The 20,712-nt window shown below is 66.9% G+C and carries 19 protein-coding genes; 4 read left to right on the forward strand and 15 right to left on the reverse strand.

The window, feature by feature from the left end; all coding sequences use genetic code 11:
- Positions 1-1,001 (forward strand): lytic murein transglycosylase B (gene mltB / locus KDH83_RS15585; RefSeq protein ID WP_249205139.1); only part of this gene is annotated, 1,001 nt, incomplete at its 5' end.
- A gap of 124 nt (positions 1,002-1,125) precedes the next feature.
- Here mltB and cysM read toward each other — a convergent pair.
- The 15 genes from cysM to gyrA form a co-directional block, all read right to left on the reverse strand.
- A complete protein-coding gene (cysM, locus tag KDH83_RS15590) occupies positions 1,126-2,034 on the reverse strand; it encodes a cysteine synthase CysM (protein ID WP_212317446.1) in 909 nt (302 codons plus the stop codon).
- Between the two features lie 108 nt (positions 2,035-2,142).
- A complete protein-coding gene (locus tag KDH83_RS15595) occupies positions 2,143-2,763 on the reverse strand; it encodes a helix-hairpin-helix domain-containing protein (RefSeq protein WP_249205140.1) in 621 nt (206 codons plus the stop codon).
- Positions 2,764-2,978: 215 nt separating this feature from the next.
- The gene (gene rfaD, locus KDH83_RS15600) at positions 2,979-3,968 is read right to left on the reverse strand and encodes an ADP-glyceromanno-heptose 6-epimerase (protein ID WP_212317448.1); all 990 of its coding nucleotides are present in this window, start codon (positions 3,966-3,968) and stop codon (positions 2,979-2,981) included.
- Positions 3,965-4,906: a D-glycero-beta-D-manno-heptose-7-phosphate kinase gene (gene rfaE1 / locus KDH83_RS15605; protein WP_212317450.1), complete on the reverse strand. Its 942-nt coding sequence runs from the start codon at positions 4,904-4,906 to the stop codon at positions 3,965-3,967. Before rfaE1 ends, rfaD begins: the two co-directional genes overlap by 4 nt.
- On the reverse strand, positions 4,903-6,120 hold the full coding sequence (gene lapB, locus KDH83_RS15610) for a lipopolysaccharide assembly protein LapB (RefSeq protein ID WP_212317452.1): 1,218 nt from the start codon (positions 6,118-6,120) through the stop codon (positions 4,903-4,905). The genes rfaE1 and lapB overlap by 4 nt, the downstream gene beginning before the upstream one ends.
- 87 nt (positions 6,121-6,207) lie before the next feature.
- The gene (locus tag KDH83_RS15615; protein WP_103273351.1) at positions 6,208-6,522 is read right to left on the reverse strand and encodes a LapA family protein; all 315 of its coding nucleotides are present in this window, start codon (positions 6,520-6,522) and stop codon (positions 6,208-6,210) included.
- 158 nt (positions 6,523-6,680) lie between these two features.
- Positions 6,681-7,040, reverse strand: a complete 360-nt coding sequence (locus tag KDH83_RS15620; RefSeq protein ID WP_103273350.1) for an integration host factor subunit beta — start codon at positions 7,038-7,040, stop codon at positions 6,681-6,683.
- A 3-nt stretch (positions 7,041-7,043) separates the two neighbouring features.
- The gene (gene rpsA / locus KDH83_RS15625; protein WP_199771004.1) at positions 7,044-8,756 is read right to left on the reverse strand and encodes a 30S ribosomal protein S1; all 1,713 of its coding nucleotides are present in this window, start codon (positions 8,754-8,756) and stop codon (positions 7,044-7,046) included.
- A 194-nt stretch (positions 8,757-8,950) separates the two neighbouring features.
- Positions 8,951-9,640: a (d)CMP kinase gene (gene cmk, locus KDH83_RS15630; protein WP_212317454.1), complete on the reverse strand. Its 690-nt coding sequence runs from the start codon at positions 9,638-9,640 to the stop codon at positions 8,951-8,953.
- 17 nt (positions 9,641-9,657) lie between these two features.
- Complete coding sequence (gene aroA, locus KDH83_RS15635) at positions 9,658-10,980, reverse strand: 3-phosphoshikimate 1-carboxyvinyltransferase (protein ID WP_212317456.1); 1,323 nt, start codon at positions 10,978-10,980, stop codon at positions 9,658-9,660.
- A gap of 4 nt (positions 10,981-10,984) precedes the next feature.
- The gene (locus KDH83_RS15640) at positions 10,985-11,887 is read right to left on the reverse strand and encodes a prephenate dehydrogenase/arogenate dehydrogenase family protein (protein ID WP_212317458.1); all 903 of its coding nucleotides are present in this window, start codon (positions 11,885-11,887) and stop codon (positions 10,985-10,987) included.
- Positions 11,884-13,005 (reverse strand): histidinol-phosphate transaminase, encoded by a 1,122-nt coding sequence (gene hisC / locus KDH83_RS15645; RefSeq protein ID WP_212317460.1) that lies wholly within the window; start codon positions 13,003-13,005, stop codon positions 11,884-11,886. The genes KDH83_RS15640 and hisC overlap by 4 nt, the downstream gene beginning before the upstream one ends.
- A 9-nt stretch (positions 13,006-13,014) precedes the next feature.
- Positions 13,015-14,100: a prephenate dehydratase gene (gene pheA, locus KDH83_RS15650; protein ID WP_212317470.1), complete on the reverse strand. Its 1,086-nt coding sequence runs from the start codon at positions 14,098-14,100 to the stop codon at positions 13,015-13,017.
- Complete coding sequence (gene serC, locus KDH83_RS15655) at positions 14,093-15,223, reverse strand: 3-phosphoserine/phosphohydroxythreonine transaminase (protein WP_212317472.1); 1,131 nt, start codon at positions 15,221-15,223, stop codon at positions 14,093-14,095. Before serC ends, pheA begins: the two co-directional genes overlap by 8 nt.
- Positions 15,223-17,880, reverse strand: coding sequence for a DNA gyrase subunit A (gene gyrA / locus KDH83_RS15660; RefSeq protein WP_212317474.1), 2,658 nt, complete (start codon positions 17,878-17,880; stop codon positions 15,223-15,225). The genes serC and gyrA overlap by 1 nt, the downstream gene beginning before the upstream one ends.
- A 403-nt stretch (positions 17,881-18,283) precedes the next feature.
- Between gyrA and ompA the strand changes: the two genes are divergently transcribed.
- The 3 genes from ompA to KDH83_RS15675 all read left to right on the forward strand — a co-directional run bounded on the left by ompA (position 18,284) and on the right by KDH83_RS15675 (position 20,445).
- The gene (gene ompA, locus KDH83_RS15665; protein ID WP_103273341.1) at positions 18,284-18,877 is read left to right on the forward strand and encodes an outer membrane protein OmpA; all 594 of its coding nucleotides are present in this window, start codon (positions 18,284-18,286) and stop codon (positions 18,875-18,877) included.
- 168 nt (positions 18,878-19,045) lie between these two features.
- Entirely contained in the window at positions 19,046-19,774 is a 729-nt protein-coding gene (gene ubiG, locus KDH83_RS15670) for a bifunctional 2-polyprenyl-6-hydroxyphenol methylase/3-demethylubiquinol 3-O-methyltransferase UbiG (RefSeq protein WP_103273340.1), read from the forward strand.
- A complete protein-coding gene (locus tag KDH83_RS15675; protein ID WP_212317476.1) occupies positions 19,771-20,445 on the forward strand; it encodes an HAD-IA family hydrolase in 675 nt (224 codons plus the stop codon). The genes ubiG and KDH83_RS15675 overlap by 4 nt, the downstream gene beginning before the upstream one ends.
- Positions 20,446-20,712: the final 267 nt, after the last annotated feature.

Consider the following 20,712-nt stretch of genomic DNA (forward strand, 5'->3'; position numbering starts at 1 on the left):
CGCCCGGCGCGGAAACGGCCGACGAAGGCCCCGCCGCCCTCACTCCCAGCGGCGCCCTCAAGCCCGAAGTCCGGCAGTTCCTGGAAGGCCTGTCGGCCGAGCGCAAGCTGCCGCTGGCGCCCATGGTCGCCGCGCTGGAAGGCGCGCGCTACAACGCCACCGTGGCGCGCCTGATCGCGCCGGCGCCGCCCGGAAAGAAGATCTGGCGCAGCTGGCTGACCTACCGCGCGCGCTTCGTCGAGCCCAAGCGCATCGGCTGGGGCGTGGAGTTCTACAACGAGCACCGCGACCAGTTGAACCAGGCCGCGCAGCGCTTCGGCGTGCCGGCCCCCATCATCGCCTCCATCATCGGCGTCGAAACGCTGTATGGACGCAATATGGGCAATTTCCGCGTACTGGACGCGCTGACCACGCTAGCCTTCGACTATCCCGATCCGGACAAGCCCGAACGCGCCGCCATGTTCCGAGGCCAGCTCGGGGATTTCCTGACGCTGGTGATGCAGGGCAAGCTCGACCTGGAAACCCGCGGCTCCTACGCTGGCGCCATCGGCATGCCGCAGTTCATGCCGGGCAGCATCATGCGCTACGCCGTCGACGGCGACGACAGCGGCCATATCGACCTGACCAACAGCACCAAGGACGCCATCCTGTCCGTGGGCAGCTTCCTGGCCCAGCACGGCTGGCAGCGCGGCGTGCCCGTGTTCGCGCCGGTGACCCTGCCCGCGGACCCGTCCGCCCTGGTCGACGGCGGCCTGGTGCCCAAGCAAAGCTGGAACACGATCAGCGCCGCCGGCGGCCGCCTGCAGCCCGGCGCCTCCGCCGTTGGCTGGAGCGCCCATCCCCTGGGCATCGTAGATCTGGTCGAAGAGGCGCGCGGCACGGCCCAGTACCGCGTCGGCACGCCCAACTTCTTCGCGCTGACGCACTACAACCGCAGCTACTTCTACGCCACCGCCGTGGCCGACCTGGCCGCCGAAATCGAAGCCCGCGCCAACCGCTGAACGCGACCGGCAAACCGCCCCTCAACCAGCGACTGTTTCAATCCAGGCCGCACGGAGCCGGCTTTGCCGGTCCGTCGCGGCGCCCCCTCGAGGGGGAAGCGCCGAAGGCGCTTCGGGGGTGAGCCTAATTAAACACACCCGTGGACAGGTAGCGGTCGCCCCGGTCGCAGACGATGAAGACGATGGTCGCATCGTTCACCCTTTCGGCCACGCGCAGCGCGGCGACCAGGGCGCCAGCCGACGAAATCCCGGCGAAGATGCCCTCTTCCGCCGCCAGCCGGCGCGCCATCTTCTCGGCATCGGCCTGCACGATGGATTCGTAGGCGTCCACGCGGCTGCGGTCGAAGATCTTGGGCAGGTAGGCTTCGGGCCATTTGCGGATGCCGGGAATCTGCGAGCCTTCGGCCGGCTGCGCGCCCACCACCTGGATCGCGGCGTTGCGCGACTTCAGATAGGTGGAAACCCCCATGATGGTGCCGGTGGTACCCATCGCGCTGACGAAGTGCGTGACGCGGCCTTCGGTCTGGTTCCAGATTTCCGGGCCGGTGCTTTCGATGTGCGCGCGCGGATTGTCCGGATTGGCGAACTGGTCCAGCACCACGCCGCGGCCATCGGCCTGCATCTCGGTGGCCAGATCCCGGGCGTACTCCATGCCGCCCTTGTCGGCCGGCGTGAGGATCAGCTCGGCGCCATAGGCGGCCATGGCCGCGCGGCGCTCGACGGACAGGTTGTCGGGCATGATCAGGATCATGCGGTAGCCGCGCATGGCGGCGGCCATCGCCAGGGCGATGCCAGTATTGCCGCTGGTGGCCTCGATCAGGGTATCGCCGGGCTTGATGTCGCCGCGCGCCTCGGCATGGGCGATCATGGACAGCGCCGGCCGGTCCTTGACCGACCCGGCGGGGTTGTTGCCCTCAAGCTTGGCCAGAATGACATTGCCGCGCGCCGCGCCCGCAGCTCCGGGAATACGCTGCAGACGCACGAGCGGCGTATTGCCGACGGTCTGCTCGATGGTGGGGTAGTTCGTAGTCATGGAGCCGATCATAACCCCGGCGCGCGCGCGCCGGCCGCAAAAGCCGCGCCGGCGCCAGGGGCACGCCCGCCGTCCTTCACGCCCGGGAACGTGAAGGACGGCTATGGCTTACTGCCTGGCCTTCGCGGCGGATCCGCCCTTGGCGGGCTGGGCCGCGCCAGCCGGGGCGCCGCCCTTGCCCGCCGACGTGGCGGCGCCTTGCGCGGCATTCTGCGCTGCGCCATCGGCGCCGCCCACCGTCAGTCCGGCTGCCTGCAGCGCCTTGGCCTTCTTCGGGCCGATGCCGCGCACGCGCTCGGCCAGATCGTCCAGCGATTCGAAGGCGCCGGCGCGTTCGCGCTCCTGCACGATGGTCCGCGCCGTGCTGGGGCCGATCCCGCTGACCGACTCCAGCTGCTGCGCGGTGGCGCTGTTGACGTCGACGGCCGAGGCCGTGGCGGCCGCCAGCGCCATGCCCGCTGCCGCCAGCAGACGCCACATGGATCCAGCCATGACCCGGCTCAGGCTGCGGGGACGGCGCCATGGCGTGCGCCAAGGCCAGCCTGGCAGGGACATCGCGCCCGGACGCGGCGCCTTCGCCAGCCGGGAATCAGGAAGATGCGGCGCGGCGTCGGCCTGGTTGCCGGACGGCGGGCGCGGCGCCGGACGCCGGCCGGACGCCTGCAACAGGATGGAGGGAATGGCGGCCAGCCGGGACGAGATGGCGGATGGAACAGCGTATGCACGCATGCGGATCTCCTGAAAGGAAGCGGACGCGACGGTTGTCGCGCCACCCCCAAATCATGGCGATCGCCGACGGCCGGCGGCGCGGCGGTGAACGGAAACATCCACGTCGGCAAGTACGCGTACCGGGAATGCGCCAGCCGCCCATGAAAAAGCCGCCGGCATGACCAGGCATGGCGGCGGCTTGTTCCGGCCCGGCCAGGCCGGCGTCCGGCAGCGGCTTACTTGCGGGCGCGCCAGTAGCGCACGTACTCGGCCACGCCCGTCTGCACGTCGCGCATCGGCGCGGTGAAGCCGGCGGCGCGCAGGCGCGACACGTCCGCCTGGGTATAGCTCTGGTAGCGTCCCTTCAGGTCGTCCGGGAACGGGATATAGCGGATCAGGTCCAGCTCCACCAGCTGCGCCAGCGACAGCTCGGCCTCGCCGCGCTCGGCCCGCAGCGTGTTGACCACGGCGCAGGCGACGTCGTTGAACGGCTGCGCGCGGCCCGTGCCGCAATTGAAGATGCCCGAGGTGCCCGGGTTATCCAGGAAGTGCAGGTTCACGGCCACCACGTCCTCCACCGAAATGAAGTCGCGGCTCTGGCCGCCGTCCACATAGCCGTCCCAGCCCGCGAACAGGCGCACGTGGCCATGTTCCAGGAACTGGTTCATGTTGTGGAAGGCGACCGAGGCCATGCGCCCCTTGTGCTGTTCATGGGGACCGTAGACATTGAAGTAGCGCAGGCCCACGACCTGGGCCTTGAGCGTGTCCATGCGGGTGCGCAGCACCTGGTCGAACAGCAGCTTGGAATAGCCGTAGACGTTCAGCGGACCTTCGTTGGCGGGATCTTCGACATACACCGACGAACCGCCATACACCGCCGCCGAGGACGCGTAGATGAACGGGATCGCGCGCGCCTGGCAGAACTCGAACAGCTCCAGCGTGACGCGGTAGTTGTTGTCGAGCATGTAGCGGCCGTTGCGCTCGGTGGTGTCCGAGCAGGCGCCCTGGTGCAGAACCGCGCGGACGTGCGACAGGCTGCCGTCCAGCACGCGGCGGCGGAATTCGTCCTTGTCCATGTAGTCCGCGATCTTGCAGTCCACCAGATTGACGAACTTGTCGCCTTCGGTCAGGTCGTCGACCGCCAGGATGTCGGTGATGCCTCGGCGGTTCAGGCCGCGCACCAGGTTGCTGCCGATGAAGCCAGCGGCTCCGGTAACGATGATCATGCTGTTTCTCCTGCCAATTCCGCGGCGGTGACGACGGAGGTGCCGAGCTTGCCCACGGCGATGCCGCCGGCCTTGTTGGCCCAGGCCATGGCCTGGGCCCAGGGCAGGCCCACGGCGCGCGTGACGGCCAGCGTCGCCAGCACGGTGTCGCCCGCGCCGGACACGTCGAACACCTCATGCGCCTGGGCGTCGATATGGTCGCGGCCGGCGTCGGTGAACAAGGTCATGCCCTGCTCGGAACGGGTCACGAGCAAGGCTTCCAGATCCAGGTCGGCGCGCAGCTGCTGCGCCCGGCCGGTCAGTTCGGATTCGGAATTCCAGCGGCCCACGGCCTGCTGCATTTCCGAGCGGTTGGGCGTCACCAGCGTGGCGCCGCGATAACGCGAATAATCGTCGCCCTTGGGATCCACCAGTACGGGAATGCCCGCCGCGCGCGCCTGGATCAGCAGCGGCTCGACGCGCGTCAGCACGCCCTTGGCATAGTCCGACAGCACCACCACATCGTGGTTGGGCAGGTGGCGGGCAAAGGCGGCATCGATGCCGTCAAGCGCGGCTGTTTCCGGATGCTGCTCGAAATCGACCCGCAGCAACTGCTGCTGGCGGCCGAGCACGCGCATCTTCAACGTGGTGTGCAGCGAGGGATCAACGATCAGCTCGCCTTCGATGCCGGCCTCTCGCGCCAGCTTGCGCACGCTGGCGCCGGCCTCGTCCTCGCCCAGCACGCCGATCAGCGTGACATGTCCGCCCAGGGCCGCGACGTTGCGTGCCACGTTGGCCGCGCCGCCGAGCCGGTCTTCACGGCGTGCCACGCGCACCACCGGCACCGGCGCCTCGGGCGAGATGCGTTCCACTTCGCCGAACCAGTAGCGGTCCAGCATCACATCGCCAACCACGAGCACACGGCTGCGCGCGATGGTTTCGGCGGGAAATGAGCTCATTCAAGTTCCTCGAGACGGCGCGGCGCGTAGGTTTCCCACGCGTTGCAGCCGGGGCATTGCCAATAGAAACGACGCGCCTGGAAACCGCAGCTGCGGCAGGCATAGCGGTCCAGCCGCTGCGTATGCTTGTGGATGAGGCTGCGCAGCAGGGTCAGGTCCGCGCCCTGCACGGGGCCGTCTTCGGCCGCGCCTTCGCCGTTGGCCAGCTCGGCCTCCAGCAGGCGGTCCAGGCCCAGCAGCGAGGGATGATGACGCAACGCGCCACGGGCGAACGCCCAGGCGGGCGAGGCGCCTTGCTGCACGCGCAGTTCACGGAAGATCACGTTGAACAGATCCAGCGAGGCGTGCCGCGCGTACTGGCGCTGCAGCAGGTCCAGCCCGGCCGCTTCCTGGCCGGCCGCGCGGTAGTTGGCCAGCACCTGTTCGGCCACCAGCCCGGCATACTCGGGCGCGTCGGTCATCACGGATTCGAGATACAGGCGCTCGCGCTTGGGATCCTGTTCCAGCAAGGCCACGCGAGCGTGCAGCATGGCCGTGCGCACCGTCGTGCCCTTGCTCGTGACGGCCGTGTCGCCGATCGTCAGCGCATGGTCGGCGGCCTCGAGCGCGACATGCGCCGCGTCCAGGTCGGCCGGCTTGGCCTGCAGCGCGGTCTGCGCCTGTTCGCAGTAGTAATGGACGATCTGCGGCACGGGTTCGTCAACCAGCCCGTGCAGGGTCTTGACGGCCTCGATCGCGCGCGGCCAATCGTGTTCCGACTCGTAGATGCGGATCAGCGAGCGCAGCGCCGGCAAGGCGTAGCGGGTGTCCTTGAGCTGCTCGAAACCGCTTTCGGCGCGATCGAGCATGCCGGCCTTCAGGAAGTCCTGGGCCAGTTCGTGCTGCGCGTGCTCGCGCTCGGCGGACGGCAGATCGGATCGGTTCAGGAGGCTCTGGTGCACACGGATGGCGCGCTCCATCTCGCCGCGGCGCCGGAACAGGCTGCCCAGCGCGAAGTGCAATTCGGTCGTCTCGGGATCGAGCTTGGCGACCTCGACGAAGGCGTCGATGGCGCGGTCCGGCTGCTCATTGAGCAGGAAGTTCAGCCCGCGAAAATAGGAATCCGGCAGGCTGCGGGTTTCACGCAGCATTTGCCGGATGTCGAAACGCGCGGCCAGCCAGCCGAGCGCGAACAGCACCGGCACGAAAATCAACCACCAAGGTTCAAAATCCACTGTACGGGCTCTTGAAGAAATTCAGTTATTCGTGGACGCCATCCGCCCACCCATCACATGCAACGCTTCGCGGGCGAGCCGGCTCCGCTACAGCGGCGACATGGGCGCCACGGCTTCCGGCGGCACGGACGGCGTCGTGCCATTCACGGCGGCCTGCACGCGGTCGAGCTCGCGGCGCAGGCGCATGGCCTCGCGGCGGCGGCGCATGGCGGCCGGCACGGTCAGCAGCAGGCCGAACAGCGCGCCCAGCACGAACACCACCAGCATGACGACGATCAGCGGCACGTCCTGGACCACGTAATCGGCATAGAACCGGACTTCCACGGGATTGGTGTTCTTCAGCGCGAACATCAAAACCGCGACGAACACGAGCAATCGCAGGGCCCAGACAAGGTAGCGCATGGCGCATGCTCCAGAAAAATCGAGGCGTCAATTGTAAGCGACAAGCGCGCCTTGCCGCGGACTTGATGCGGCGCCCAAAAAAACAAAGCCCCTTGATCGCTCAAGGGGCTTTGCTCGGGGTCAGATCCGCCACGAAGGCAGCCTGGTCCTGCCGGCCATCAGTGCATGGCGTGCAGACCCGCCAGAGACGGCATCGGTTCGCTCGATCCGGAAGATTGAGCGTCCTCTTCGTTGCCGCCGACCAGGTCCACCCGCTCGCGCAATTCCTTGCCCGCCTTGAAATGCGGCACCTGCTTGCCAGGCACCAGCACCTGTTCGCCGGACTTCGGGTTGCGCCCGATGCGGGGAGACCGCTGGGACAACGAGAAGCTGCCAAAACCGCGGATCTCGATGCGCTGGCCCGAGGCCAGGGCCTGGGTCATCGCATCGAGCACGGTCTTGACCGCGTAGTCGGTGTCCCGGGCGGCCAGCTGAGGATAGCGGGCCGCCAGGGCGGCGATCAGCTCCGACTTGGTCACGTATTAACCGTCGTTGCGCTGTTGGTCCAGCTTGGCCTTGAGCAGCGCGCCGAGGTTGGTGGTGCCCGACGAGGCGCTGGCTTCCGACATGCGCTGGATCGTTTCGGCGGTCTCGGCGTTGTCACGGGCCTTGATCGACAGCTGGATCGAACGCGTCTTGCGGTCGATGTTGACGATCATGGCTTCGATGTTCTCGCCGGCCTTCAGGACGGTGGTGGCATCTTCGACGCGGCCCGAGGAGATCTCGGAAGCGCGCAGGTAGCCTTCGACGTCCACGGACAGCGTGATCACGGCGCCCTTGGCTTCGACCGACTTGATGGTGCCCGGAACCACGGCGCCCTTGTCGTAGGTGGCGACGAAGTTGTTGAAGGGGTCGCCTTCCAGCTGCTTGATGCCCAGCGAGATGCGTTCCTTGTCGGTATCGATGCCCAGAACCACGGCTTCGATCTCGTCGCCCTTCTTGAAGTTGCGCACGGCTTCTTCGCCGGTTTCCGTCCACGACAGGTCGGACAGGTGAACCAGGCCGTCGATGCCGCCGGGCAGGCCGACGAACACGCCGAAGTCGGTGATCGACTTGATGGCGCCGCGGACCTTGTCACCACGCTTGAAGTTGGTGGCGAACTCTTCCCACGGGTTCTGGCGGCACTGCTTCATGCCCAGCGAGATGCGGCGACGGTCTTCGTCGATCTCCAGGACCATGACTTCGACTTCTTCGCCCAGGGTCACGACCTTGCGCGGATCGACGTTCTTGTTGGTCCAGTCCATTTCGGAGACGTGCACCAGGCCTTCGATGCCGGCTTCGACTTCAACGAACGCGCCGTAGTCGGTCAGGTTCGTGACCTTGCCGAACAGGCGGGTGCCCTGCGGGTAGCGGCGAGCCAGGCCCACCCACGGATCTTCGCCCAGCTGCTTGACGCCCAGCGAGACGCGGCTCTTTTCCTGGTCGAACTTGAGGACCTTGGCTTCGACTTCCTGACCCACTTGCAGGACTTCGGACGGGTGACGGACACGGCGCCAGGCCATGTCGGTGATGTGCAGCAGGCCGTCGATGCCGCCCAGGTCCACGAACGCGCCGTAGTCGGTGATGTTCTTGACCACGCCCTTGACCACAGCACCTTCGTGCAGGGTTTCGAGCAGCTTCTGGCGCTCTTCGCCCATGCTGGCTTCCAGCACCTGGCGACGCGACAGCACGACGTTGTTGCGCTTGCGGTCGAGCTTGATGACCTTGAATTCGAGGGTCTTGCCTTCGTACGGGGTGGTGTCCTTGACCGGACGCAGGTCCACCAGCGAACCCGGCAGGAACGCGCGGATGCCGTTGGTCATGACGGTCAGGCCGCCCTTCACCTTGCCGGTGATGGTGCCGGTGACCAGCTCGCCGTTTTCCAGGGCCTTTTCCAGTTGCAGCCAGGCCGACAGGCGCTTGGCGCGGTCACGCGACAGGATCGTGTCGCCGTAGCCGTTTTCCAGCGAATCGATCGCCACCGAGACGAAATCGCCGGGTTGCACTTCGAGCTCGCCCTGGTCGTTCAGGAACTCTTCCAGGGGGATCAGCGCTTCGGACTTCAGGCCGGCGTTGACGACGACGAAGTTGTGGTCGACGCGCACGACTTCGGCGCTGATGACCTCGCCGGACTTCATGTCCTGGCTCTTGAGGCTTTGTGCGAAAAGGTCGGCGAAGCTTTCGCCGCCGGTGGCGGTAGTGGAAACGGAAGACATGGGGTTGAAATCCATTAGGCCGAAATGGCCGTTAAGAACACACCACAGCGGATTGCCCGCCGCAGTGGAGTCAAAGTACCTGCTTGCCCGCCTGGTCTTCGGGTTCCCTGAGGGTATGTCCCGCGAAGAAGGCCGGCCCGTCAGCAGGGCCAAGAAAAACGGGCTCGAAAAGCCTGAATGAGCAAAAGCTCGCGTCAGGCGTTTCCGGATTCCCGCCAGAAATCCAGGATGGCTTGCACGGTTTCCGTGATCGTCAGATTCGACGAATCCAGCACCCGGGCATCCTTCGCGGGAGCGAGCGGCGCGGCCGCGCGCTGGGTATCGCGCGCATCCCGCTCGCGCATATCCCGCAAGAGGTCGTCAAGATTAGCAGAAATTCCCTTTTCGATCAACTGCTTACGCCGCCTCTCCGCCCGCGCGACCACGTCGGCCACCAGGAATACCTTGAGGGACGCATCAGGGAACACCACCGTGCCCATGTCGCGCCCGTCGGCCACCAGGCCCGGCAGCACGCGGAAGGCCCGCTGACGCTCCAGCAGCGCCTGGCGCACGCCGGGAAAGGCCGCCACGCGGGAAGCGAAGTTGCCCACCTCTTCACGGCGTATCTCGTGGCCGACGTCGCCGCCTTCCAGATAGACGTGCGGCCCGTCGAAGCGCACATCCAGCGTCTCGGCGACCCGGGCCACTGCCGGCTCGTCCTCGGCGGCCACGCCCTGACGCATGGCGGCCAGGGCCGTCAGGCGGTAGAGCGCGCCGCTGTCCAGCACATCCCAGCCCAGCGCCTTGGCGACGCGGTGCGCCACAGTGCCCTTGCCGGAGGCGGTCGGCCCGTCGATGGTGATGATGGGCGCGGCAACAACAGGATTTGCGGAGGTAGCGGTCATGAATCGCAGAATAAGGCTCAGGCCGAAACCAGGCCTGCGTATACGTCAAAGTAACCCGGGAACGTCTTGCTGACGCAGCCCGGATCGAGAATGCGCACGGCGGCCGGGCCGAAAGCGGCCAGGGAGAAGCACATGGCCATGCGATGGTCGTCCCAGGTGCCGATGTGCGCGTCGCGCCAGCCGCCCTGGGCGGGCGGCGTCACGCGCAGCCAATCCGGCCCCGATTCCACGGTCGCGCCGAGCTTCTCCAGCTCGGTCTGCATGGCGTGGATGCGGTCGGTTTCCTTCACGCGCCAGCTGCCGATGTTGCGCAGCCGGCACGGACCGTCGGCATACAGGGCCAGCGCGGCCGCGGTCATGGCCGCGTCGGGGATCAGGTTGAAATCGGTGTCGAAGGCCTTGAGCCGCTCGCCGTCGGCGACGTTCAGGCCGCTGACCTCGATCCAGTCCGGACCGTAACTGACCGCGGCGCCCATGTCCGCCAGGGTCTGGGCGAAGCCCACATCGCCCTGGATGCTGTCGGCGCCCACGCCGTTGACCCGCAGCGGACCGCCGCCGATCGCGCCCAGCGCCAGGAAGTACGACGCCGTGGACGCATCGCCCTCGACCGCGATGCGGCCCGGGCTGCGGTAGGCGGCGCCGCCTTCGATCACGAAGCGGCTCCAGCCGTCGCGGCGCACGGTGACGCCGAAGCGCGCCATCAGGTTCAGCGTGATCTCGATATAGGGCTTGGAAATCAGCTCGCCGACGACTTCGATCGTCATCGGCTTGCCGCTGCGGCCGGCCTCGATCGGGGCGGCCAGCAGCAAGGCGGTCAGGAACTGGCTGGACACCGAGCCCTGCACCCTCGTGACGGCGCCGGCGATGATCTCGCCGCGGCCGATATGCAGCGGCGGATAGCCCGGCTGTCCCAGGTAGCCGACGCGGGCGCCCAAGGCATTGAGGGCGTCGCCCAGATCGCCGATCGGACGCTCGTGCATGCGCGGCACGCCGGACAGCTTGTAGTCGCCCCCCATCAGGGCCAGCGCGGCGGTGAGCGGACGGATCGCGGTGCCGGCGTTGCCCATGAACAGCTCGGCGCTTTCGACCGGAAAGCACCGCACGCCCTCGACGGTGACCCGGCCCGCGTCCAGTTCGGACACGCTCACGCCCAGCTGCCGCAAGGCGGTCAGCATGACGCGGGTGTCGTCCGAATCCAGCAGGCCTGTGATTTCGGTGCGCCCCTCGGCCAGCGCCGCCAGCAGCAGCACGCGGTTGGAAATGCTCTTCGAACCCGGCAGGGACATCTCGCCCCGGGCGCGCCGCACGCGCGGCAGATCAAGATAAGGCAAAGCGCCCATTCAGCTACTCCTTGCGCCAGTTGCGGCGCGCCTGCGCCGCCGTTTCCAGCAATGCCTGCAGGCCGGCGCCATCGCCGTCCGCGATCGCGCGCTCGGCGCGGTCCAGCACGGCGCGCACCTCGCCCAGTTCCGTCAGCATGGCATCGCGGTTGGACAGGAAGATGTCCCGCCACATTTCCGGCGAGCCGGCCGCGATGCGCGTGAAATCCCGAAAACCGCTGCCCGCCAGCTCCAGCCGGCGACGGGCGTCGGCGGCCGTGGCCACCTGTTCCATGTAGACGGCGGACAGCAGGTGCGGCAGATGGCTGACCGAGGCGAACACGCGGTCATGCGCCTGCGCATCCATGTCGACCACCGTCGCGCCGCAAGCCTGCCAGGCCGCGCGCACGCGCGCCACGTCCGCCGCCGCGTTCTCGGGCAGAGGCGTGAGCACCACATTGCGCCCGCGGTACAGGTCGGCGTCGGCCGCCTCGGGTCCGGTGCGTTCCGCGCCGGCGATCGGATGTCCGGGCACGAACTGCGCGCAACGCTCGCCCAAGGCGGCGCGCGCCACGTCGACCACCTCGGCCTTGGTGCTGCCGGCGTCCGTCAAGATCGCGCGCGGCGCAAGCGTGGGCAGCATCCGAACCAGCAGGTCGCGCAGGCCGCCCACGGGCGTGGCGAGCAGGATCAGGTCCGCCCGGGTCGCGGCGTCCTCGGCGTTGACGGCCTCGTCGATCAGGCCCAGTTCCACGGCGCGCGCCAGCGATTGCGCATTGCGCCCCACCCCCAGCACTTTGCCGACCTTGCCGGCGCGGCGCAGCGCGGCGGCGAACGAACCGCCGATCAAGCCCACGCCCACCACGGCCAGAACAGGAATCAGGGGGCCAGCGGCCCCCTGATCGGCGGAAGCGGAAACACCGTTCATGCGGCCAGGATCGCGCTCAGCGCCTCGATGAAACGGGCGTTTTCCTGCGGCAGTCCGATGGACACACGCAGCCATTCCGGCAGGCCGTCGCCAGCGACCGGACGCACGATCACGCCGCGCTTGAGCAATTCCAGGTTGATGCGGGGCGCATCGCCCACATGCACCAGCACGAAGTTGCCGTAGCTGGGCACGAAGCGCAGCTTGAGCGCATCGAAGGCCTGGCACAGCTGGGCCTTGCCCGCCTTGTTGGTGGCATAGGCCTCTTCCAGGTAGGCGCTGTCGGCCAGCGCGGCGATGGCGGCGGCCTGGGCCAGCGTATTGACGTTGAACGGCTGGCGCACGCGATTCAGCAAGTCGGTCAGCGCCGGCTGCGACACTGCGAAGCCCACGCGCAGGCCGGCCAGGCCGTAGGCCTTGGAGAAGGTGCGCGAGACGATCAGGTTCGGATAGCGGCGCGCCAGCGCGGTGCTGTCGAAGCGGAATTCAGGATCCAGGTACTCGTTGTAGGCCTCGTCCAGCACCACGGTCACGCGGTCGCCATGGGCGGCCTGCACGCGTTCCAGGAAAGCGGCGACCTGCTCGCCCGGCACGAAGGTGCCGGTGGGATTGTTCGGGTTGGCAATGAAGACCACGCGGGTGTCGTCGGCAATGGCGTCGAACATCGCGTCCAGGTCATGGCCGTAGTCCTTGGCCGGCACCACGATGTGACGCGCGCCGCGCGCCTGCGTGGCCAGCCGGTAGACGGCGAAGGAATGCTGTGCGTACACGGCCGAGGTGCCCGGCTCCAGCAGCGCCAGCGCCACGATTTCCAGGATGTCGTTGGAACCGTTGCCCAACGTGATCCAGTTCATCGGCACGCCGTAGCGCGTTGCCAGCGCCGACTTCAGGTCGAAGCCGTTGGGGTCCGGATAGCGCGCCAGCGACTCGGCCGCCGCCAGCATGGCCGCGCGCGCCGACTTGGGCATGCCCAGCGGGTTTTCATTCGACGCCAGCTTGACGATGCCGGCCGGATCCAGCCCGAACTCGCGGGCCAGTTCCTCGATGGGCTTGCCCGCCTGGTAGGGCGCGATGGCGCTGACGTGGGCGGGGGCGACGAGAGGCTTGGATGCGTTGGTCATGGTGAGGGCTCACGGCGCCGGGTAGGAACCCAGCACCTTCAGATAGGCGACCTGCGCCTGCAGGGTGGCAAGGGCACTGGCGACGTTTTCGTCGTTGCGGTGTCCCAGGACATCGACGTAGAAATAGTATTCCCACTGGCCGGTGCGGGCCGGGCGCGACTCGAAGCGCGTCATGGACACGCCATTGGCCGCCAGCGGCGCCAGCATTTCATAGACGGCGCCGGCGCGGTTCGGCACGGCCAGGATCAGGCTGGTCTTGTCCTGCCCGCTGACCAGCGGCTCGATATAGCCGATGGCCAGGAAACGCGTGCGGTTGTGCGGATCATCCTGGATGCCCGAGGCCACGACCTGCAAGCCCCAGGCGGGCGCGGCCACTTCGCCGGCGATCGCCGCGACGGACGGATCGGCAGCGGCCATGCGCGCCGCTTCCGAGTTGCTGGCGGCGGCCACGCGCTCGACGTCGGGATAGTTGCGGGTCAGCCAGCCCTGGCACTGGGCTAGCGCCTGCGGATGGGCGGCGATGGCCTTGATGCCGTCCATGCCGCCGGATTTCGACATCAGGCAATGACGGATCACCAGCGAACGCTCGCCCAGGATCTTCAGCGGCGTGTTCAGCAACAGGTCCAGGCTGCGGTTGACGGCGCCCTCGGTGGAGTTTTCCACCGGCACCATGCCCACGTCGGCCTGGCCGGCCTCGACGGCGCGGAACACTTCATCGAAGGACGGGCACGGCAGCTTCTGCACCGCGTGTCCGAAATGCTCCAGCGCCGCCTGCTCGGAAAACGAGCCTTGCGGGCCCAGGTAGGCAACCGTCATGCCGCGCTCCAGGCCGCGACAGGCCGAGATGATTTCCGTCCAGACCGAAGCCACCGCGGCGTTCGGGAAGGGACCGGGATTCAACTGCTGCAGGCGGCGGATGACCTCGGCCTCGCGCTCGGGCCGCAGCACCGGGCCATCGGCCTGGGCGGCGTGCTTGGCCTCGCCCACTTCCTGCGCGGCGCGGGCGCGCTGCGACAGCAGGTCGAGGATCTGCGCGTCGAGCGCATCGATGCGGTCGCGCAACGGGCGCAGCGTGCGCTGCAGGTCTTCATCCATGGCGGCGCTCGAATTCTTTCAGGTAGGCGACCAGGTCCTGCACCGCGGCCAGCGGCACGGCGTTGTAGATGGAGGCGCGCATGCCGCCCACGCTCTTATGCCCCTTCAGCTGCGTCAGGCCGGCGGCCTCGGCGCCCTGCAGGAAGGCATCGTTGAGCGAGTCGTCGCGCAGCACGAACGGCACGTTCATGCGCGAGCGCACGGGCGCGTGGATCGGATTGCGGTAGAAGCTGGTGCTGTCCAGGTAGCCGTACAGCAGGTCGGCCTTGGCCTTGTTGGCGGCTTCCATGCCGGCCACGCCGCCGTTGGCCTTGACCCACTTGAACACCAGCCCGGCGACGTAGATCGCGAAGGTGGGCGGCGTGTTGTAGCGCGAGTGCTCTGCGGCGACATTGGCGTAGTCGAAGGCCGACGGGCAGATCGGCAAGGCGTGACCGATCAGGTCGCGGCGGGCGATGACCATGGTCACGCCGGCCGGGCCGGCGTTCTTCTGCGCGCCGGCGTACACCATGCCGCAGCGCGCGACGTCCAGCGGACGCGACAGGAAATGCGAGGACGCGTCCACGACCAGCGGCACATCAGGCGCGCCCAGCGCGGCCGTGTCGGGCCAGTCGAGGAACTCCACGCCGCCGATGGTCTCGTTGCTGCACAGGTGCAGGTAGGCGGATTCCTTGCGCACCTGCCAGGTATCCGTGGCGGGCACCCAGGTGAACGGGGCCTGCTCGCGGCCGTCCAGCTGCGCCGCCTGGGCGCTGCTGGCGGCGATGTGGGCGCTGCCGTAGCGCCCGGCTTCGGCGTGCGAACGCTTGGACCAATGGCCCGTGACGACGAAGTCCGCGGCCGGCGTGCCGCGGCGTCCCATGAGATTCATGGGAACGATGGCGTTTTCCCCGGAACCGCCGCCCTGCATGAACATGACGGCGTAGTCGGCCGGCAGGTTCAGCAGCTCGCGCAGATCGCTTTCGGCTTCGTCGCAGATCTGCACGAAATGCTTGCCGCGATGGCTCATTTCCATCACCGACATGCCGCTGCCGTTCCAGTCCAGCATTTCCGCGGCGGCTTGCCGCAATACCACCTCGGGCAGGGCCGAGGGGCCAGCCGAGAAGTTCCAGGGGCGGGCCATTATTGCTCCGTAGGTTCCGTCGAATCCGTTGCGTCGCCGCCTTCGTCGCCGGCGTCCTGGTCGTTCTCGTCCAGGTCGCTGTCGTCGTCGGCATCGCTTTCCACCACGCGCCGCACGCCGGACAGCGAGCTGCCGTCATCGACGTTGATCAGCGTCACGCCTTGCGTGGCGCGGCCCATTTCGCGGATTTCCGCGACGCGGGTGCGCACCAGCACGCCGCCGGTGGTGATCAGCATGATTTCATCCGACGGCATGACCAGCACGGCGCCGACCACCTTGCCGTTGCGCGAGCTGGTCTGGATGGCGATCATGCCCTTGGTGCCGCGGCCATGGCGCGTGTACTCGGTGATCGGCGTGCGCTTGCCGTAGCCGTTCTCGGTGGCGGTCAGCACGCTTTGCGTCTCGTCGCCGGCGACCAGCAGCGCGATCACCGTCTGGGTGTCCTCGAGCTGCATGCCGCGCACGCCGCGCGCGTTGCGGCCCATCGGACGCACGTCGTTCTCGTCGAAGCGCACGGCCTTGCCGGCGTCGGAGAACAGCATGACGTCATGCTTGCCGTCGGTCAGGTCGGCGCCGATCAGGTAATCGCCGTCGTCCAGGTCCACGGCGATGATGCCGGCCTTGCGCGGGTTGGAGAAGTCGGACAGCGGGGTCTTCTTGACCGTGCCGCGCGTGGTCGCCATGAACACGTAGTGGTCGTCGCTGAATTCCTTGACCGGCAGCACCACGGTGATCTTCTCGCCGTCAGCCAGCGGGAACATGTTCACGATGGGCTTGCCGCGCGAATTGCGCGTGCCTTGCGGCACTTCCCAGACCTTCAGCCAGTACACGCGGCCGCGGTTCGAGAAGCACAGCAGGAAGTCGTGCGTATTGGCGATGAACAGCTGGTCGATCCAGTCGTTTTCCTTCATCGCCGTGGCCTGCTTGCCGCGGCCGCCGCGCTTCTGCGAACGGTACTCGGACAGCGGCTGGCTCTTGATGTAGCCGCCGTGCGACAGCGTCACGACCATGTCGGTGGGCGTGATCAGGTCCTCGGTGTCGAGTTCGGTCGCGTTGAGCTCGATGTCGGAACGGCGCGTGTCCTTGGCGCCGGTCGAGAACTCGGCCTTGATGGCCTGCAGTTCCTCGCCAATGATGGTGGTGATGCGCTCCGGACGGGCCAGGATGTCGAGCAGGTCGGCGATGGTGGACATGATGTCCTTGTATTCGCCGACGATCTTGTCCTGCTCCAGGCCGGTCAGGCGCTGCAGGCGCATGTTCAGGATTTCCTGCGCCTGCGTATCGCTCAGGCGATACATTCCATCGCCCTGCAGGCCGAACTCCGCTCCCAGGTCGTCGGGACGGAAAGCCTCGCGGCCGCCCGGCGTGTCGCCATCGGCGCGCGACAGCATCTCGCGCACCAGCGACGAATCCCACGAACGCGCCATCAGTTCCTGGCGCGCGACGGGAGGCGTCGGCGCCGCCTTGATGATGGCGATGAAGTCGTCGATGTTGGCCAGCGCCACGGCCAGGCCTTCCAGCACATGGCCGCGCTCGCGCGCCTTGCGCAGCTGGAACACGGTGCGGCGCGTGACCACTTCCCGGCGATGCTGCAGGAAGTAGTCCAGCATCTGCTTCAGGTTGAGCAGGCGCGGCTGGCCGTCGACCAGCGCCACCAGGTTCATCCCGAAGGTGTCCTGCAGCTGCGTGTTCTTGTAGAGGTTGTTCAGCACCACCTCGGGCACTTCGCCGCGCTTGAGCTCGATGACCAGGCGCATGCCGTCCTTGTCCGACTCGTCGCGGATGTCGGAAATGCCCTCGATCTTCTTGTCGTTGACCAGCTCGGCGATGCGTTCCTGCAGCGTCTTCTTGTTGACCTGGTAGGGGATCGCGTCGACCACGATGGCCTGGCGGTTGCCCTTTTCAAGGTCTTCGAAGTGCGTCTTGGCGCGCATGATCACGCGGCCGCGGCCGGTGCGGTAGCCTTCGCGCACACCCGACATGCCGTAGATGATGCCGCCCGTGGGGAAGTCCGGCGCCGGGATGAGCTCGATCAGCTCGTCGACCGTGCAATTCGGATTGCGCAGGCAGTACAGGCAGCCGTCGACGACTTCCTGCAGGTTGTGGGGCGGAATGTTGGTGGCCATGCCCACCGCGATGCCCGAGCTGCCGTTGACCAGCAGGTTGGGCAGCCGCGACGGCAACAGCAGCGGCTCTTGCTCGCTGCCGTCGTAGTTGGGGCCGAAGTCCACGGTTTCCTGGTCGATGTCGGCCAGCAGTTCGTGGGCGATCTTGGCCAGGCGGATTTCGGTGTAACGCATCGCCGCCGCGTTGTCGCCGTCGATCGAGCCGAAGTTGCCCTGGCCGTCGACCAGCATGTAACGCATGGAGAAATCCTGCGCCATGCGGACGATGGTGTCATAGACGGACTGGTCGCCGTGGGGGTGGTACTTACCGATGACGTCCCCGACGATACGCGCCGACTTCTTGTAGGCGCGGTTCCAGTCGTTGTTCAGTTCGTGCATCGCGTAGAGCACGCGCCGGTGGACGGGCTTGAGGCCGTCCCGCACATCCGGAAGCGCCCGACCTACGATCACGCTCATCGCGTAATCTAGGTAACTGCGGCGCATCTCTTCTTCCAGCGATACCGGAAGCGTCTCCTTGGCAAAGGAATCCATATATATAACGACAGAATCGTGTAAGGAGGAACCCGGGCCGGGTAAACGGGAAATTCTATCATTCGATTCAAGTAGCGGTTCCCCGGCCGCCTGGACACCATCCAGCCCGGCCCGCATCCAGCAAGGCTCGCGGCATGCCGGGAAGACCGCCGCCGGGCCTGTTGCCAAAAACCAACATGGAAAACGGGTGGAGCGCCGAAATCGCCATATCCAGCGCCAATGCGCCTCTCCAGGGAAGCCAAAGCCCCCCAAATGCCTTAAGATTGTTTCCAGCACGCAGGAAACCCAGTAGCTATTCCTTTGAACCAGCTCTTGGCGTTGCTATACTGGCCCCGTTTTCCTGATATGCGGCGGGGGTTCGCTGCGAGTCACTTATCCAGCTTCAAGCTCAACGAGGAGAAACATGAACAAACCCTCCAAATTCGCTCTGGCGCTCGCCTTCGCCGCCGTCACGGCCTCGGGTGTAGCCTCGGCCCAGTCCTACCCCAACACGGTGGACAACTGGCGCAACCCGTTCGGTAACGTTTGGAAGAACGGTACGAACGAACTGTGCTGGCGCGATGCCTTCTGGACCCCGGCCACCGGCATCCCCGGTTGCGACGGCGTTCCGGTTGCGCAACAAAAGGCCAAGCCGACCCCGCAAGCCGCCAAGGTCGTCTTCAACGCTGACACGTTCTTCGACTTCGACAAGTCGACGCTGAAGCCGGAAGGCCGCCAGCTGCTGGATCAAGTTGCCCAGCAAGCCCAGGGCATCGATCTGGAAACGATCATCGCCGTCGGCCACACCGACTCGATCGGCTCTGACGCCTACAACCAGAAGCTGTCCGAGCGCCGTGCCGCTTCGGTCAAGGCCTACCTGGTCAGCAAGGGCATCGATCCGAACCGTATCTACACCGAAGGCAAGGGCAAGAAGGCCCCGATCGCTTCGAACAAGACCGCTCAGGGCCGCGCCCAGAACCGTCGCGTTGAGATCGAAATCGTGGGTAGCCGCAAGTAATTGCCGGACTAGCTACAATAAGGGGCCTCGCATAGCGAGGCCCTTTTTTTCGTCCGGACCCAGCCAGCAACGCACCAACCCGGTGCATCCCGGACGCGCCTCGCCCCTGGCGATGGAATTCGCGCTGGCCCTCTATATATATAGCGCCGCCTCTACGCCGGACCGCCCATGACCACGCACATCGAAGATTCCGCTCCCGCCACCGTCAACGCCGACCAGGCCGAACTGGACAAGTTCAGCGCGCTGGCCAGCCGCTGGTGGGACCCCGAAAGCGAGTTCAAGCCCCTGCACGCCATCAATCCGCTGCGCCTGGAATGGATCCAGGAATGCGCCGGCAGCCTGGCCGGCAAGACGGTGCTGGACGTGGGCTGCGGCGGCGGCATCCTGTCCGAGTCCATGGCCCGCGCCGGCGCGACGGTCACCGGCATAGACCTGGCCGAAAAATCGCTGAAGATCGCCAAGCTGCACGGCCTGGAATCCGGCGTGAAGGTTGAATACCGCAAGGTGCCCGTAGAGGAACTGGCGGCCGAACAGCCCGCGCGCTACGACGTGGTCACCTGCATGGAAATGCTGGAACACGTGCCCGATCCGGCCTCGGTGGTGCGGGCCTGCTCCACCCTGGTCAAGCCTGGCGGCTGGGTCTTCTTCTCGACCCTGAACCGCAACCCCAAGTCCTTCCTGTTCGCCATCGTCGGCGCCGAATACGTGCTGCGCCTGTTGCCGCGCGGCACCCATAGCTACGAGCAGTTCATCAAGCCGAGCGAACTCTCGGCCGCCGCGCGTGGCGCGAACCTGGAGCCCGTGTCGATGCGCGGCATGGAATACAACCCGATCACGCAGATCTACTCCTTGTCGGCCGACACCTCGGTCAACTACCTGATGGCAACCCGCAAATGAGCGCACTGATCCTGTTCGACTTCGACGGCACGCTGGCCGATACCGCCCCCGACCTGGCTGCGGCGGCCAACCGGCAGCGTACTCGCAAGGGCCTGGAACCCATGCCCTACGAAGCCCTGCGTCCGGTGGCCTCGCAAGGCGCGCGCGGCCTGCTGCGCGTGGCGTTGGGCCTGAAACCGGGCGACGCCGACTATGAGCCGACGCGCCTGCAGTTCCTGGAAGACTACGCGGCGGAATCCACCGTGCACAGCAAGCTGTTCCCCGGCATCGTCGAACTGCTGGCCGGCATCCGCGAGCGCGGCCTGTCGTGGGGCATCGTGACCAACAAGGTCACCTACCTGACCCTGCCCATCGTCGAATACCTGGATCTGACCCGCGAGAGCGCCGTGCTGGTCTGCGGCGACACCACCGCCCACGCCAAGCCGCATCCCCTGCCCCTGCAGCATGCCGCGCGCGAGGCCGGTTTCGCCGTCGAACGCTGCGTCTATGTCGGCGACGACCTGCGCGACATCCAGGCTGCCCATGCCGCCGGCATGCCGGCCGTGGCTGCGGCCTATGGCTATGTGGGCGAAGAAGACAACGTAGGCAGCTGGGAAGCCGAACGCTGCGCGCACTCCCCCACCGAACTCTGGGCCGCCATCGAGCCCCTGCTGCCCGCCGATCTGCGCTGAATCCGCGCCAAGTCACGCCGCGGACGTAGCGCCGTCCGCGGCCATTCGCAGCCTGCGCAGCCACGCCAGCGCTCCGACGCAAGCACTGGCTCATTCCGCAGGATTAGCTCGTTCTGTCGAACAATTTGTACGACGCCGCGCGCTTTATCCTGCAATGCAAGTGGTTTAAAGTATCGACATGGAAGACATCCGGACTGATCCGGATTGTCTTTTTCGGCGACTGCCGGTGTCGGCACCACTTTTCATCCTCCCGACGCCCCGTCCGCC

The organism is Achromobacter sp. Marseille-Q0513 (assembly GCF_018195695.1).
Lineage (GTDB): Bacteria > Pseudomonadota > Gammaproteobacteria > Burkholderiales > Burkholderiaceae_B > Achromobacter.

Excerpts from the sequence above, each read along its gene's own strand:
- cysM (WP_212317446.1), bottom strand. The coding sequence starts at position 2,034 with ATGACTACGAACTACCCCACCATCGAGCAGACCGTCGGCAATACGCCG.
- KDH83_RS15595 (WP_249205140.1), bottom strand. The coding sequence starts at position 2,763 with ATGCGTGCATACGCTGTTCCATCCGCCATCTCGTCCCGGCTGGCCGCC.
- rfaD (WP_212317448.1), bottom strand. The coding sequence starts at position 3,968 with ATGATCATCGTTACCGGAGCCGCTGGCTTCATCGGCAGCAACCTGGTG.
- rfaE1 (WP_212317450.1), bottom strand. The coding sequence starts at position 4,906 with ATGAGCTCATTTCCCGCCGAAACCATCGCGCGCAGCCGTGTGCTCGTG.
- KDH83_RS15615 (WP_103273351.1), bottom strand. The coding sequence starts at position 6,522 with ATGCGCTACCTTGTCTGGGCCCTGCGATTGCTCGTGTTCGTCGCGGTT.
- rpsA (WP_199771004.1), bottom strand. The coding sequence starts at position 8,756 with ATGTCTTCCGTTTCCACTACCGCCACCGGCGGCGAAAGCTTCGCCGAC.
- cmk (WP_212317454.1), bottom strand. The coding sequence starts at position 9,640 with ATGACCGCTACCTCCGCAAATCCTGTTGTTGCCGCGCCCATCATCACC.
- aroA (WP_212317456.1), bottom strand. The coding sequence starts at position 10,980 with ATGGGCGCTTTGCCTTATCTTGATCTGCCGCGCGTGCGGCGCGCCCGG.
- KDH83_RS15640 (WP_212317458.1), bottom strand. The coding sequence starts at position 11,887 with ATGAACGGTGTTTCCGCTTCCGCCGATCAGGGGGCCGCTGGCCCCCTG.
- hisC (WP_212317460.1), bottom strand. The coding sequence starts at position 13,005 with ATGACCAACGCATCCAAGCCTCTCGTCGCCCCCGCCCACGTCAGCGCC.
- pheA (WP_212317470.1), bottom strand. The coding sequence starts at position 14,100 with ATGGATGAAGACCTGCAGCGCACGCTGCGCCCGTTGCGCGACCGCATC.
- serC (WP_212317472.1), bottom strand. The coding sequence starts at position 15,223 with ATGGCCCGCCCCTGGAACTTCTCGGCTGGCCCCTCGGCCCTGCCCGAG.
- gyrA (WP_212317474.1), bottom strand. The coding sequence starts at position 17,880 with ATGGATTCCTTTGCCAAGGAGACGCTTCCGGTATCGCTGGAAGAAGAG.
- ompA (WP_103273341.1), top strand. The coding sequence starts at position 18,284 with ATGAACAAACCCTCCAAATTCGCTCTGGCGCTCGCCTTCGCCGCCGTC.
- ubiG (WP_103273340.1), top strand. The coding sequence starts at position 19,046 with ATGACCACGCACATCGAAGATTCCGCTCCCGCCACCGTCAACGCCGAC.
- KDH83_RS15675 (WP_212317476.1), top strand. The coding sequence starts at position 19,771 with ATGAGCGCACTGATCCTGTTCGACTTCGACGGCACGCTGGCCGATACC.